General features: G+C 68.0%; 12 protein-coding genes. 7 read left to right on the plus strand and 5 right to left on the minus strand.

Annotated elements, in window-relative coordinates:
• Positions 1–81: 81 nt before the first annotated feature.
• From FHS23_RS12625 to FHS23_RS12640, 4 genes are all read left to right on the plus strand, one after another.
• Positions 82–1,233: an aromatic ring-hydroxylating dioxygenase subunit alpha gene (locus FHS23_RS12625; protein WP_183653572.1), complete on the plus strand. Its 1,152-nt coding sequence runs from the start codon at positions 82–84 to the stop codon at positions 1,231–1,233.
• Positions 1,233–2,225, plus strand: a complete 993-nt coding sequence (locus tag FHS23_RS12630) for a PDR/VanB family oxidoreductase (protein WP_183653575.1) — start codon at positions 1,233–1,235, stop codon at positions 2,223–2,225. The genes FHS23_RS12625 and FHS23_RS12630 overlap by 1 nt, the downstream gene beginning before the upstream one ends.
• A gap of 36 nt (positions 2,226–2,261) precedes the next feature.
• Positions 2,262–3,596 carry an MFS transporter gene (locus FHS23_RS12635; RefSeq protein WP_183653578.1) on the plus strand — a complete coding sequence of 445 codons (1,335 nt, stop codon included), beginning with the start codon at positions 2,262–2,264 and terminating at the stop codon, positions 3,594–3,596.
• A 69-nt stretch (positions 3,597–3,665) separates the two neighbouring features.
• Positions 3,666–3,872 carry an RNA-binding S4 domain-containing protein gene (locus FHS23_RS12640; protein ID WP_183653581.1) on the plus strand — a complete coding sequence of 69 codons (207 nt, stop codon included), beginning with the start codon at positions 3,666–3,668 and terminating at the stop codon, positions 3,870–3,872.
• A gap of 105 nt (positions 3,873–3,977) precedes the next feature.
• Here FHS23_RS12640 and FHS23_RS12645 read toward each other — a convergent pair whose 3' ends face one another.
• Complete coding sequence (locus FHS23_RS12645; protein ID WP_221219344.1) at positions 3,978–6,407, minus strand: FdhF/YdeP family oxidoreductase; 2,430 nt, start codon at positions 6,405–6,407, stop codon at positions 3,978–3,980.
• Between the two features lie 274 nt (positions 6,408–6,681).
• On the opposite strand from FHS23_RS12645, the gene FHS23_RS12650 reads away from it, so the two are divergent.
• Both FHS23_RS12650 and FHS23_RS12655 read left to right on the plus strand, forming a co-directional pair.
• Complete coding sequence (locus tag FHS23_RS12650) at positions 6,682–7,896, plus strand: PucR family transcriptional regulator (RefSeq protein WP_183653585.1); 1,215 nt, start codon at positions 6,682–6,684, stop codon at positions 7,894–7,896.
• Positions 7,897–8,330: 434 nt separating this feature from the next.
• Positions 8,331–8,954, plus strand: coding sequence for a GntR family transcriptional regulator (locus FHS23_RS12655; protein WP_246381959.1), 624 nt, complete (start codon positions 8,331–8,333; stop codon positions 8,952–8,954).
• Between the two features lie 81 nt (positions 8,955–9,035).
• Here FHS23_RS12655 and FHS23_RS12660 read toward each other — a convergent pair whose 3' ends face one another.
• The gene (locus tag FHS23_RS12660) at positions 9,036–10,199 is read right to left on the minus strand and encodes an NAD(P)/FAD-dependent oxidoreductase (protein WP_183653591.1); all 1,164 of its coding nucleotides are present in this window, start codon (positions 10,197–10,199) and stop codon (positions 9,036–9,038) included.
• Positions 10,199–10,540 carry a bifunctional 3-phenylpropionate/cinnamic acid dioxygenase ferredoxin subunit gene (locus FHS23_RS12665; protein WP_183653594.1) on the minus strand — a complete coding sequence of 114 codons (342 nt, stop codon included), beginning with the start codon at positions 10,538–10,540 and terminating at the stop codon, positions 10,199–10,201. The genes FHS23_RS12660 and FHS23_RS12665 overlap by 1 nt, the downstream gene beginning before the upstream one ends.
• 349 nt (positions 10,541–10,889) lie before the next feature.
• Between FHS23_RS12665 and FHS23_RS12670 the strand changes: the two genes are divergently transcribed.
• Positions 10,890–12,320, plus strand: coding sequence for an MFS transporter (locus tag FHS23_RS12670; RefSeq protein WP_183653597.1), 1,431 nt, complete (start codon positions 10,890–10,892; stop codon positions 12,318–12,320).
• Positions 12,321–12,548: 228 nt separating this feature from the next.
• Here the strand turns inward: FHS23_RS12670 and FHS23_RS12675 are convergent, their stop codons facing one another.
• Together FHS23_RS12675 and purU are read right to left on the minus strand one after the other, a co-directional pair.
• Positions 12,549–13,697, minus strand: a complete 1,149-nt coding sequence (locus tag FHS23_RS12675; protein WP_183653600.1) for an aromatic ring-hydroxylating oxygenase subunit alpha — start codon at positions 13,695–13,697, stop codon at positions 12,549–12,551.
• Between the two features lie 276 nt (positions 13,698–13,973).
• The gene (gene purU, locus FHS23_RS12680; RefSeq protein ID WP_183653603.1) at positions 13,974–14,843 is read right to left on the minus strand and encodes a formyltetrahydrofolate deformylase; all 870 of its coding nucleotides are present in this window, start codon (positions 14,841–14,843) and stop codon (positions 13,974–13,976) included.
• Between the last annotated feature and the right edge of the window lie 10 nt (positions 14,844–14,853).

Consider the following 14,853-nt stretch of genomic DNA (forward strand, 5'->3'; position numbering starts at 1 on the left):
ATCGACCCTTGCCAACTCACTATATCGATAGCTAGTTTGTGGCTCGAACCGCACATACCTCTCTCCATAGGGAGTTGGCCAATGACGCTCACCTCTCCTCCGACGGCCGCACCCGCGACGCCCACCGGGTCCGCGGCGCCCACCACGGCCGCGGCCAAGATCTTCAACCACCCGCGCAACGCCTGGTACGTCGCGGCCTGGAACCACGAGGTCACCGGCAAACAGCCGCTGGCACGTACCGTCGCGGGCGTTCCGCTCGCCCTGTGGCGCAACACCGAGGGACGCGCCGTCGCGCTCGCCGACGCCTGCTGGCACCGGCTCGCGCCGCTGTCGAAAGGCAAGATCCTCGGCGACGAACTGCAGTGCCCGTACCACGGCCTGCGCTACAACTCGACCGGCCGCTGCACCGCCATGCCCGCCCAGGAGACGCTCAATCCGAGTGCGGTCGTGCCCTCGTACCCCGTCGTCGAGCGCTACCGGTACGTGTGGGTCTGGGTGGGCGATCCCGACCTGGCCGATCCGACGACCGTGCCCGACATGCACCAGATGGACGACCCGTCATGGGCCGGTGACGGCGAGACCATCCATGCCGACTGCAACTATCAGCTCGTCCTCGACAACCTGATGGATCTCACCCACGAGGAGTTCGTGCACTCCTCGAGCATCGGCCAGGACGAGCTCTCCGAGGCCGAATTCGACGTGACGCACGACGGCGACACCGTCACCGTCACGCGCTGGATGCGCGACATCGACGCTCCGCCGTTCTGGCTGAAGAACATGCGCGACAAGTTCCCCGGTTTCGAGGGCAGGGTCGACCGCTGGCAGATCATCACGTTCCAGGCGCCGGGCACGATCTGCATCGATGTCGGCGTCGCCAAGGCAGGCACCGGTGCGCCCGAGGGCGACCGCAGCCAGGGTGTCAACGGCTTCGTGATGAACACGATCACGCCCGAGACCGACCGCAGCTGCCACTACTTCTGGGCGTTCATGCGCAACTACTGCCTGGACAGCCAGACCATCACCACCCAGCTCCGCCAGGCCGTGCACGGCGTCTTCGGCGAGGACGAGGACATGCTGCGCGCCCAGCAGAGTGCGATCGACGCCAACCCCGGGCACGAGTTCTACAGCCTCAACATCGACGCGGGCGGGATGTGGGTACGCCGGATCCTCGAGCGGATGCTGGCAGCCGAGGGACGGCCGTCGGCGGTCTCCGCAGCGGGGCGGGATGCCTGATGGTGGTTCAGGCCCAGTCCCGCCGGCAGCAGGCACGGGTCGTCGAGGCCGGTGACGTCGCGGACGGCGTCCGCCGGATCGTGCTGGAGGTCGCCCACCCCGAACACGCGGCGCCCGGTACGCACCTCGACGTCGAGCTGTCCACACGCGACGGATGGTTCAATCGGTCCTACTCCATCGTCCACTCCGAGAACGGCGGCCGCCTGCTCACCCTGAGCGTGCAGCTCTCGCCCAGCTCTCGTGGTGGTTCGAAGGCGATGCACGCGCTGACCGTCGGTGACGAACTCACCGTCACCGGCCCGCTGCAGAACTTCCCACTCGCGGTCGGCGCCGGTCGTTACGTGCTGGTCGCCGGTGGAATCGGCGTCACCGCACTGGTCGCCATGGCCACCGCACTGCGCCGCCGCGGCGCCGACTACGAACTCGTGCTCGTCGGCCGCAGTCGCCGGTACATGGCGTATCTGGACGAGCTGTGCGCCGAGCACGGCGACCGCGTCCGTGTTCACGTCGACGACGAGGGCACGCCGTTGTCGGTTCCCGAGCTCGTCGGCGACGTCGCCGCAGGTCCGACCGGCAGCGAGGTGTACATGTGCGGCCCGATCGGACTGATGGACGCGATCAGGGCGAGCTGGACCGAGCACGCGCTGCCGGAGGCCAACCTGCGGTTCGAGACCTTCGGCTCCAGTGGCCGGTTCGGCGCCGAGGAGTTCCGAGTGCGCATTCCCCAGGCCGACCGCGAGGTCGTCGTGGCGCCCGACACCTCCATCCTGGACGCCCTGGACGCGGCCGGAATCGACACGCTCTCGGACTGCCGTAAGGGCGAATGCGGGCTCTGCCTGGCCAAGGTCGTCGAGGTCGACGGAACGATCGACCACCGCGACGTCTTTCTCAGCGAGACGCAGAAGGAGCGCTGTGCCAACCTGTGCCTCTGCGTCTCCCGCGCGGTGGCCGGCGACGGCGACCGCGCCACCGTCACCCTCCGGGTCCCCTGAACGGGCCTCCCGGTCCCCTCACCTTTGGACACCTGAATGAACATCACTGAACGCATCGGCGCGGCACCGATGTCCGGCTATCAATGGCTGATCGTCGCGCTCTGCACCTTCATGAACTGTCTCGACGGCTTCGACGTCATGGCGGTCGCTTTCACAGGTCCGTCCGTCACGGACGAGTTCGGACTGAACGGTTCCGAGTTCGGACTGCTGGTCTCCGTCGGACTGATCGGCATGGCGCTGGGTTCCATGCTGCTGGCACCCTTCGCCGACCTCATCGGACGTCGCCCACTGATCCTCATCAGCCTCGCTCTCGGCACGATCGGCATGTTCGGCGCCGCGATGGCCCCTTCCGCGACGGTGATGGGCGTGTTCCGCCTCGTCACCGGCATCGGTGTGGGTGGCATTCTCGCGAGCTCCAACGTGATGACCAGCGAGTTCTCCAACGCCAAGAATCGCGGGCTCGCCATCGGTGTGTTCACCGCCGGGTACGGCGTCGGCGCCACGGTCGCGAGCATGGTCGCGAAAACCGCGGTGGGCGGTGATTGGCGGATCGTCTTCTACGCGGGCGGGTTCGCCACGCTGCTCGCACTCGTCGTGATCGCGCTGCTTCTCCCCGAATCCACCGCTTACCTCGAGAAGCGTCGCCCACAGGGCGCCCTGGACCGCATCAACCGGACGCTCGCACGAATGGGGATGGATTCGGTCAGCTGGGCCGACCTCGACGAGGCCGCCTCCGCTCGGGCAGGGGCGGGAAAGACGAACTCGGGTTGGCTCAAGCAGCTACTCACCCCCACGCTACTGCTGTGGGCCACCTTCATCACCATCATGTTCGGCTTCTACTTCGTCAACAGCTGGACTCCCACCCTGCTGGTCGAGGACGGGCTCTCGGAGAGTGCCGCGGTCACCGCCGGGATGGCGATCTCGATCGGCGGCACCGTCGGCTCGGTGCTCTACGGCGTCGCCGCCCGGATTCGTACGCCCCGAGTCGTGCTGATCGGCTTCTCGCTGCTCGCCGCCGCGATGATGATCGCCTTCATCGTGAGCACCTCGGTGCTGTGGCTCGGGTTCGGGATCGGCGTGCTCGTCGGTGCGCTGATCAACGGCTGCATCGCCGGTGCCTACACGGTCGGGCCACCGCTGTATCCGGCTCAGCTCCGCAGCGTCGGCATGGGCTGGGCGCTCGGCATGGGCCGGATCGGTGCCATCCTGTCCCCGACCATCGCGGGGATGCTCAAGGACGCGGGCGCCTCGGCCACCCAGCTCTACGTGGGCGCCGCCGCAGTGGTCGCGATCTGCGCGATCGTCCTGGTCGGGCTGCGCCGCCACGACCCGGAGTCGACACCCGCGGTGGAGGAGCCCAAGGCGGCCTGAGCGCCGGAGACCGCCTCCTGCGACCGGCCCGGGTGAGGGCCGGTCGCAGGAGCGCGGGATGATGACGGGATGCAGGACGTTGCTGTCAGTACCGATTCCATCCGACTCGGCCAGTTCCTGAAGCTCGCGGGCGTGGTCGACGCCGGTTCCGACGTGCGGTCGCTGTTGGAGGACGGTCGCGTCGACGTCAACGGCGAGGCCGAGCACCGCCGGGGCAGGCAGCTCGTGCGCGGCGACGTCGTCGCCGTGGACGACACCGAGCTGCGCGTCGGCTGACTGTCGAGCGCGGGCTGCGCGTCCCGACCCTCGACGCCGACACAACCGTCCGGCGCCGGTCCTCGAAGCCCGCGCAGTTCGCTACCGCACCACCTTCCCCTGGATCTACGGGTTCGCCGAAGCCGACGGCGTGACGCGGACACGGATGTTCTTCATCAGCGGCTGATCGCTTTGCACGCTGTAGTCGGCGGCGCCGATGAGTTCGTTCATCTCGGGCATGTAGCCCGCGGCGCTACCGCGAGGCAGGTTGTACGAGATGGCGCGGTACTCGCGCAGCGAGCGCCGCGATCCGTCCTTGGACGTGGCGACGATGTCGACCGGCGTCCCCTCCTCGAGGCCTCGCTCACGCATGTCGTCGGCGTTCATGAAAATCAGCTCGCGCAGGTTGCGCACGCCGCGGTATCGGTCGTTGTTCGAGTAGATGGTGGTGTTCCACTGATCGTGCGAGCGCATCGTCTGCAGCACGAGAACGTCGGCGGAGTCCGGGATGACGTCCGGCAACGCCGCGTGGCAGAACTCGGCCCTGCCGGAACGGGTGTGGAAGCTGCGGTCGCGCGCCGGCTGCGGAATCCGGAACCCCGAGGGTTGCCGGACCCGCGTGTTGAAGTCCTCGAAGCCGGGCAGGACGCGCGCCATCACGTCGCGGACCCGGTCGTAATCCTCGACGTACCACTCCCACGGTGTTGTGCTGTCCGGCAACGTCGCCCGTGCCATGCCGGCGATGATGGCCGGTTCGGACAACAACTGCGGCGAGGCAGGCCGCTTTCTCCCGGTGGACAGGTGGACCATGCTCATCGCGTCCTCGACGCTCGTGCTCTGCAGGCCGCCGCGTTGCTCGTCCAGTTCGGTACGGCCCAGGCACGGCAGGATCAAGGCCTGCTTGCCGTGGACCAGGTGACTGCGGTTCAGCTTGGTGCTGATCTGCACGGTCAGCTCGCACCGTCGCAACCCTTCGGCGGTGTACTCGGTGTCCGGAGCTGCGCGCACGAAGTTGCCGCCCATGCCCACGAACACCTTCAGCTCGCCCGCATGCATCGCTTCGATCGAACGAACGGTGTCGAGGCCGTGCTCGCGGGGCGGATCGATCCGGCACACCTCGGCCAGCCGGTCCAGGAACTCGGCACCCGGCTTGTGGTCGACACCGCAGGTGCGGTTGCCCTGCACGTTGCTGTGCCCACGTATCGGCGACGGGCCTGCGCCCTCGCGTCCGATGTTTCCGCGGAGCAACAGGAGGTTCACGATCTCCCTGACGGTGTCCACGCCGTGTTCGTGCTGGCTGACGCCGAGGCACCAGCTGATCAACGCGCGTTCGGAGCGCAGGTAGATGTCGGCGGCGCGCCGGATGTCGCTCTCCTCGAGCCCGGACTGGACCGCGAGGTCGTCCCAGCTCGTGGCCTCGACCAGCTCCCGGTAGTCCTCGAACCCGTGGGTGGAGGATTCGAGGAAATCGCGGTCGAGGATGTCGGGGCTCTCGCGTGCCCGTTCGAGCACCACCTTGGCGATGCCGCGGATGAGGGCCAGGTCTCCGCCAGGACGGACCTGCAGGTTCAGGGTGCTGGTCGGGGTCGACTTGAACCGCGCCATGTCGGCGAACTCGTGGGGCACGATCGTGCGGGTGGCACCGGCCTCGACGAGCGGGTTGACGTGAACGATCTCGGCGCCACGCGCGTACGCCTCGGCCAGCGCCGTCAGCATGCGCGGCGCGTTCGACGCAGCATTGACCCCGAGCACGAACAGCGCGTCGCACTGCTCCCAGTCGTGCAGATCGACGGTGCCCTTGCCCGTCCCGAGCGAGGCCCGCAACGCCCGACCGGAGGCCTCGTGGCACATGTTGGAACAGTCCGGCAGGTTGTTGGTGCCGTACTCGCGAACCATCAACTGGTAGAGGAAGGTCGCCTCGTTGCCGAGCCTTCCGGAGGTGTAGAACGTCGCCTGATCAGGACTGTCGAGGGTGCGCAACTGCCCGCCGACGAGCTCGAACGCCTCGGACCAGCTGATCGGCACGTAGTGGTCGGTCGCGGCGTCGTAGACCATCGGCTCGGTGAGCCGTCCCTGATTCTCGAGGTCGAAGTCGGTCCACTCGGCCAGTTCGGAGACCGAGTGGGCGGCGAAGAACTCCCGGTCGACCCGCTTACGCGTCATCTCCCACGTGACGTGCTTGATGCCGTTCTCGCAGATGTCGAGCTTGAGGCCCTTGGCGTCATCGGGCCAAGCGCACCCAGGGCAGTCGTAACTCCGCCCCTCGTGGTTCATGTCGAACATCGCGCGGGTGCCCCGCACCGGTGCACGCTCGCGACCCAGTACCCGCATCACCGACGCCGCCGCGCCCCATCCGGCAGCGGGGTGGTGGTACGGCCGTTGCGACCAGCGTCCGTCGGTCAGCGGCCCGGTTCCACCCTGCCGCCGTGTGTCCGACATGAGGCCCGGGACGGTCGATTCCTCCGATGCCGCGGCGCTCTGCGCGGACTCCGCCTCGGTACCGGGCCCGCCTTCGGCGGTCGTCTCGACGCCTTCAGCCGTGTCGTCGCTGCCCATGCCGGCTCCTGTTTCGTCGATGTCATCAGCGTGCCGAGTCCGTGTTCGACCGCTCCGTGCCGGCCGGCGCCCGACGTCGGTGGGATCGGGCCGCGGGGACGGACGGGACGCGGGGACCGGGTCGACGGTACTGTTGCCGCGGTTGTCGATGCAGACAAAGCTCGTTGTGACGCGGGACCTCGATGCGACCCATCGGATACGACCCCCGTCCGATACGACAACCGTCCGATACGACAACCGCTTCTGACGCCGGGCCGGAACGAAACGATGATCGATGAACAACGGTGAGGGCTCACTCGCGGAGCTGGCCGACCTGGCCGACGCGCGGCTGGCGGAGCTGGCCGGCGGCGTCGTCGCCGACTGCGTCGACCGGATGGACGTCTACCGCACGGTCGTGCCGCGCGAGGACCTACGCCGTTCGATCGAGCACAACCTGCGTTACATCGTCGCCGCACTTCGCGACCCCGGCGGCTCCCGCGACCTCAGCGCACCCCGGGAGACCGGACGGCGCCGCGCGCACCAGGGCGCGCCGCTGCCCGAGGTGCTGCGCGCCTACCGACTGGCCTTCACCGCCGTGTGGGACATGCTCATCCGGCACGCAGGCGAACGCCACGAATCGTCCCGCACCACGCTCCTCGGCGCCGCCACTCTCCTCTGGCAGCTCGCGGACGAACACGCCATCGAACTCACCGAGGCCTATCGGGCCGCCACCGCAGAACTACTCGACGAACAACACCAGCGCCGTGCGGCCCTGCTCGAAGCGCTGTTCACCGGGCAGGTGGGTCCGGACGCCAGCCCGTGGGAGATCGCCAAACTCCTCGATCTGCAGCCGAACGCGGACCTGGTCGTGGTCGCCGCCGAGAACGGCGCGCTGGCCGACGCCGGCCTTCCCCGGGTCGAACGACGGCTCGCCGAACGGGGCATCGTCTCGGCCTGGCGCCTCACTCCGACACTGCACACCGGGCTCGTCTCGTTACGTCCCGGACAGCGGGACGAGCTGTTCGTCGTCCTGCGCGAGGTGGTGACCACCCGTACCGGTGTCAGCCCTCCGTACCAAGCACTCCGGGACACGCCGAGGGCGCTGCATCTCGCCGGCGTCGCGCTCGCGGGGATCCCCGCGGGCCGGCCCGACGTCCGCGCGTTCGGCACGAGCCCGCTCGCCGCGCTGGTCGCCTGCGAGCCCGAGGAGAGCGAACGCGTCGCCTACCAGGTCCTGGGCGCGGTGCTCGAGCTCCCCGCCGAGGACCGCACCAGCCTGTTGGACACCCTGCACGCCTGGTTCGACCACGGTGGTTCCGCCGAGCAGACCGCAGAGCAGCTCTACTGCCACCCGAACACCGTTCGCTACAGACTGCGCCGCATCAATCAGCTCACGGGCCGGTCGCTGACCCAGCCGTTCGATGTCGCCGAACTCGCCACCGCGCTCCACTCCCTCGACCTCGGCAGGAACCCGGTTCAGACCGCACCGAGCACGTCCGGGGCCGACTGACCTGCACGAAGCTGACACGCACGTCCACTCGGGCGGCGCGCCGCAGGTCCGGCACGGAGTGTGCGATCCGACACCCGCAGCCGGACGCCCGAGAGTCACACACCCGTTCGGTCACCACGACCACGGGACAATTCCCGTGTCACATCACGGACGGATTCGAAAAACGAATGCCGCGGCGAATCCCGCCAGGCCGCCCACCTCGTACGACGACGCCCCGGCCGGCATACGCCCCTGCCCGTGCGTGCGAACCCGGCCGAGCTCTCGACGTGTTCGCAGGTCACGACCGGGAACCGGGACGGTGACACCCAGCACACATCGGTACCGCAATGGAAATCTGCTATACTAGTCGAGTATCAGAATTTCGAGGAGATTCGGGGATTGGCGATGCAGTCGGGGGCACGATGAGCGCTACTACCGAGGATCAACCGATTTCCATGGCCGAGAAGGCCTACCAATCGATCCGCGATCGGCTGATCATGCTGGACATCCCGCCGATGGAGCCGATCGACGACGCGGCACTCGCGCAGTCGCTCGACATCGGCAGGACTCCGGTGAGGGAAGCACTCAAGCGCCTCGAGATCGACCGCTTGGTCGTGTCCTACCCGCGCCGGGGAACCTTCGCCACGGCCGTGGACATCACCGACCTGGCCTACATCTCCGACCTGCGCGTGCACCTCGAACCGCTCGCAGCGCGCCGCGCGGCCGAGACCCTCGGCGACCCGGAGGCCGGAGAGTTCACCGAACTCGCCGACTTCCTCGACGACATGGACTTCCGCTCCCTCACCCGCGACGAGGTGATGCGGTGGGACCTGCATGTCCACCGCGCGATCTACCACGCCGCGGGGAATCCGCATCTGGAAGACACGCTGATCCGCTACGACAACCTCGCGACGCGAATCTTCTGCGTCTTCCTCGACCGCATGGCGGATTTCGACAGTCACGTCATGGAGCACTCAGGGCTGCTGCGGGCGATCAGCTCCCGCCAGCCGGACAAGGCTGAACGACTCGCACGCGAGCACGTGCTGAACTTCGACAAGGCCATGCGCTCGTTGGTCTGAACCGTTGGTCTGAACCCCTTTCCGGCCGGACCCTGTCGGATCCGGCCGACCCGCGCGGCTGGCCGGACGACGGCCCGCCGATCACCGGCTCCTGGCCAGTTTTCTCCGCCATTGCCCGAACGGACGGGCTCGGTCGATCGCCAGGACACCCACCGGACGCTCCTCGGAATCGAGGTAGAGGGCGAGGAAATCACCGGAGTCCGGATCGCCCTCCTCGATCTGAACCGTGCAGTCGGCCGTGCGGTGACCCGCGAACTGGATCTTGTGGCCGTACTGGTCGGACCAGAAGTAGGGAACCGAGTGATGCGCCGGGGCGGAATGCTCCCGACCGAGCAGCGCGGCGACCGCGGCCGCCGGTTGCTGCAACGCGTTGGTCCAGTGTTCGAGGCGCAGCCAGCCTGCCGTGTAGTCACGGTAGGAATGGGCACAGTCGCCGACTGCGAGAACCTCGGGGACGGCCGTACGTCCCTGCTCGTCGGTGCGAACGCCGCCGTCGAGGTCCAGACCCGATCCGGCGAGCCACTCGGTGTTCGGCTGTGCGCCGATACCGACCACGACGACATCGGCAGGCAGTTCGCGCCCGTCGGTGAGCCGCACCGCCTTCACCCGGGTCTCCCCGACCAACTCCGCGAGACCGGTGCCCGCGTGCAGTCGTGCCCCGTTGCGCGCGTGCAGCCGGCCGCACACCGCGCCCATCTCCGCGCCCAGCGGTCGCTGCAAGGGGACGTCCGCGGCCTCGACGATGTCCACCTCGCAGCCGAGCCCCGCTGCGGTGGAGGCGATCTCCGCTCCGATGAAGCCCGCTCCGATGACGACCAGCCGCGCACCGGGAACCAGCTCGGTGCGCAGCGCCCTGGCGTCGTCGAGGGTGCGGAGGGTGTGCACACCCTCCGGGCAGTCTCCGGGGAGTTCACGCGCTCGGGCACCGGTGGCGACCACGACGGCATCGGTCTCGATCCGAAAGCCTCCGGCGAGCTCGACGGATTTCCCCGCGGTGTCGAGCGAACTGGCCGGCTGGCCGATGACCCACTCCACGTCGAGCTCGGCGTCGTCGGAATGAGTCAGCCCGATGTCGTCCTCGCTGACGGTTCCGGCGAGGTACTCCTTCGACAGTGGGGGACGATCGTAGGGCTCGTGCCGCTCGTCGCCGATCAAGGTGATCCGACCTTCGAACTCCTGCGCGCGCAGCGCACGGACGGTCGCCAGCCCCGCAAGCGAAGCACCGACGACAGTGACGCGTTCCATCAACCGACCTCCTCGGCAACCGCGCCACCGACGGTGACCCGGGTCGACTCGTGCACGTAGATCACACCGTCTTCGATCGAAACCGCGTGCGTGCGCACCGGCTTCTTCGCAGGCGGCCCGCTGGGCTGACCGGTCCGGAGGTCGAAGCAGGCGGCGTGCAGCGGGCACTCCACCGCGCAGCCCTCGAGCCATCCGTCTGACAACGACGCGTCCTGATGCGAGCAGGTGTCGTCGATCGCGTAGAGCTCACCGTCCACATTGAACACAGCGATCGCCACCTCGCCCTGAACCCGTACCGACTCCCCGGGCGGCAGGCCTGCCAACTCACCAACCAAGATCATTACGGCCCCTGTTGCTCATAGAGGAACGAGTAGTGCATTACGCAACTCACAGGATGGGGTTCGACACCCCACGAGTCAACGGTCAAATTCGGTCGAAACACGCGCATTTCATGCGGCACGACCAGCGAAAACGATCGTGGACACGCCGTGATCGCGGAGCCGCACCGAGCGATGTGGCGGCCCCGCGGGCGTCCGCGAAGAGGGATGGATTCTTGCTTCGAAGAGCACTGAACGGCTACGTTGTAGCCAATAGATATATCAGTATTCGAACGCGGTCCACAACCGTTATGCTGCCCCGGCGTCGCGCCAACGCCGCTCGCCACCTCACATCGCACCTCCGGGGAGCTCCATGACCGACAAGTTCAGGCGACCGCGCCGGGGCCTGACGCCACCCGTGGTGCAGGAGGAACGCACGGTCCACCGCGCCACCGCCGCCGCCGCGGTCGGCAACGTCGCCGAGTGGTACGACTTCGGCATTTACTCGTACCTGGCGGCGGTCGTGCTGGACCAGGTCTTCTTCCCGCAACTCGGGGAATGGGCGGCGGTCTACACACTCGGCGCGTTCGCCGCCGCGTTCGTCATGCGGCCGTTGGGCGGGCTGATCTTCGGCAGGCTCGGCGACCGCTACGGCCGCACCAAGGTCCTGTCGGCCACCATCCTCCTGATGGCCGTGGCCACGGTGCTGCTCGGCCTGGTGCCCAGCTACGGCGCCGTCGGGATGCTGGCCCCGGTACTCGTGCTGATCATCCGGATGTTGCAGGGCTTCTCCGCGGGCGGGGAGTACGTCGGGGCGCTGACCCTCATGGCGGAGTACGCCCCGGACCGCAGGCGCGGATTCTTCGGCAGTTGGCTGGAGTTCAGCACGATCACCGGCTACACCCTCGGCGCGAGCACGTGCGGTGCGGTGATCGCGTTGTTGCCCGACGAGGAGCTGTTCACCTGGGGCTGGCGCGTGCCGTTCATGCTCGCCCTGCCGCTGGGTATGGCCGGGCTGTACCTGCGCATGCGACTGGAGGACACACCGGCGTTCCGGCAGCAGATGGAACGCTCCCCCGCGCTGGCCACGATGTCGACCAAGCGCGCCGTGCAGATCGTGCGGCGTCACTACCGCACCGCGGCGCTCGTGGCCGCAGGCGTGATCGTCACATGGAACGTGACCAACTACGTGCTGACCAACTACGTCCCGACCTACCTGACCGGCACGCTCCCCCGTTACGGCGAGAGCGGGACGAGCAGTGGCGTGGCCACCGGGATGCAGGTGGCCGTCATGCTCGTGATGCTGTGCGCGATCGTCAGTGTCGGGAGACTCAGCGACCGCATCGGCCGAAAACCGGTGTTGATGACCGGAAGCGTGGCGCTGGTGCTGCTCGGGTTGCCGGCCGTGTGGCTGCTGCGCGCCGGGACGGCAGGCCAGATCACCGGGCTGCTGATCATCGGGCTGTGCCTGATGTGCTTCGCGGCGGTCTCACCGTCGACGCTGCCCGCACTGTTTCCGACCATGATCCGGTACAGCAGCCTCGCGGTGATCTTCAACCTGTCGGTCTCGCTGTTCGCCGGGACCGCGCCGACGATCATCGAGGCCGCCGTCACCGCCACCGGCAACCTGGACTGGCCGGGCTACTATCTCATCGGCGCGGGCGTCATAGGCATGATCGCGACGCGACATCTACGAGAGCACGCCGGTAAACCGCTCGACGGCGCCGCTCCGCTGACCTCCAGCGCCGAGCTCCCGCCTCCCCCGCTGTCCGAGGACGGCGTCCCCCTGGAACCGCCTCGCTAGTTCCGGCGTGCCCGGAGCGCTCGTGCCGGCGTGTCCGGAACCGGCCCGGGTGTGGTGACAGAACCTCGATGTCCGGAGTGTCCGGCCCGCAGAAACCGCAGCGGTGACAGCAACCGGAGACGCGGGCGCTGCCGGCCGAGGACGGCGGTGGCACGGGCGTAGGGACTCGCCACGGGTATGCGAAGGGGCCTCGCGCCGTACCGACGCGAGGCCCCTGTCGAGACCGGATCAGCCGATGCGCTCGCGGACCCAGTCGTGGAACTCGGAGATGTGGTGCTCGCTGGGCACCAGGACGCCGCCGTCTGCGTAGGCGCGGGAGTCCATGGCCAGCTGACAGCGCTCGCAGGCGTCGAAGTCCTGCTGGTTGACCCGGTGGAACAGCTCCACGGACCGGTCGATGTCGGCGCCGGAGTCCACCACGTCCGGAAGATACAGCCAGTCGCACCGCACCAGCGTGCGCTCGGCGGTCAGCGGGAACATCCGGTGGAACACCACGTGGTCGGGCACCAGGTTGATGAACACCTGCGGCCGCACGGTGATGGCGTAGTAGCGACGGTCCTGCTCCTCGCTCACCCCGGGAAGCTTCTCCACACCGGCCGAACCGTCCACCGTGAAGCCCTGGACGTCCTCGCCGAACTCGGCGCCGTGTCCCACGAAGTACTGCGCGGCGAGTCCGTCGGCGAACTCCGGGAGCACTTCGGTGAGCTCGGGGTGGATCGTGGCGCAGTGGTAGCACTCCATGAAGTTCTCGACGATCTGCTTCCAGTTCGCCTTCACGTCGTACTCGATGCGCCTGCCCAGCTTGAGGTCGGCGACCTGGTAGCCGACGATCGCGTCGGGAGTTCCCAGCCGCGCGTTGACGTCGCCGACGACGGTGTCCTCGAACGACGGTGGCTCCTCGGCCAGGCACAGCCACACGTACCCGAGCCACTCGCGTATGTGCACGTCGTGCAGCCCGTATTGGGTGCGGTCGATGTCCTCCATCGCACCGAGGTTCGGCGCGGCGATCAGCGCGCCGTCGAACGAGTACGTCCAGGCGTGGTACGGGCACTGGAAGGACCGACGGACCTCGCCCTTCTCCTCGGTGCACAGCCGCGCGCCGCGGTGCCGGCAGACGTTGAGGAAGGCCTTGATCGCACCGTCGCGGCCCCGCGTGACGAGCACGCTCTCGCGTCCGACCTGGATAGTCTCGAACTGGCCGGGCTTGGCCAGATCCGCACTGAGCACGGCGCAGAACCAGCCTGCTTCGAAGATGTGCTCCTGTTCCAGGCGGAAGATCTCGGGGTCGGTGTAGTAGTGCCCGGCCAAGGTCTCACGCAGGCTTTCGGGGAGGTCGCCTGCCTGCTCCTGTGCGGTGGGAAGCTCACCGGTCGTCATGGGTAACGCTCCTCGTCAGTGAGGTGGCGTCTCGCTGCGGCGCGAACGCAGCGGGCGCCGGCTCTGATTCGATCGTGATGTGGCAAAGGGGGGGGGTCAGTGGTCCTGATGTGATCGCTGGGGGGGCGGAATCACTCGGGTGTGCGGCCACCGGCGGTGGTCCTCGGCCGCGGAACCACCGAGCGATACGCGCGTGGCGACGATGCGGTGTGCTCCCGGGAGTGCCGGGAGGAACGCAGTGCGCCGACCAAAGTACTCGCACTTCTGGCCTCGCGGCTAGCCGAACACCACGGTGCTGTTGCCGTTGAGCAGCACGCGGTTCTCGCAGTACCACCGCACGGCACGGGACAGCGCCAGTGCCTCGGCGTCCCGGCCCACGGTCTGCAGCGCCCGCGGGTCGTAGGTGTGATCGATACGGATCACCTCCTGCTCGATGATCGGGCCCTCGTCGAGGTCCGGGGTGACGAAGTGGGCGGTGGCGCCGACCAGCTTCACTCCCCGGTCGTAGGCCTGGTGGTAAGGCTTGGCGCCCTTAAACCCGGGTAGGAACGAATGGTGAATGTTGATCGCCCTGCCGTGCAGCGCCTTGCAGGTCTGGTCGGAGAGCACCTGCATGTACCGGGCGAGCACCACCAGATCGGCCTCGTAGTCGTCGACCAGCTGCAGCAGCTGCGACTCGGCCTCGGGCTTGGTCTCCGGACTCACCGGGATGTGGTGGAACGGCAGGCCTGCGGCGTCGGCCATCGGGCGCAGATCCTCGTGGTTGGACACCACGGCCACGATCTCGGCGCCCAGAGCCCCGGCCCGCCATCGGTAGATCAGGTCGTTGAGGCAGTGGCCCAGCTTGGAGACCATCACGACGACCCTGGCGTCACGGTCCTGGTGCAGTGCGAAGTCCATCTCGAAGTCGGTGGCCACCGGAGCGAAGTCGTCGGCCATCGTGTCGAGGTCGACCTCGACGTTCGCGGCCGCCTGCACCCGCAGGAACAGGCGCCCGCGAACCGGGTCGTCGAACTGCCGGTACTCGACGATGTCGCAACCGTGCTCCACGAGATAGGAACTGACGGCCTGGACGATCCCCGTGCGGTTCGGGCAGCTCAAGGTGAGCGTGAACGACCGGGCTTGTACGCTGAAACTCCTGGTCAAGGGATTCTCC

This window comes from Prauserella isguenensis (genome assembly GCF_014191605.1).
GTDB classification, from domain to species: domain Bacteria; phylum Actinomycetota; class Actinomycetes; order Mycobacteriales; family Pseudonocardiaceae; genus Prauserella; species Prauserella isguenensis.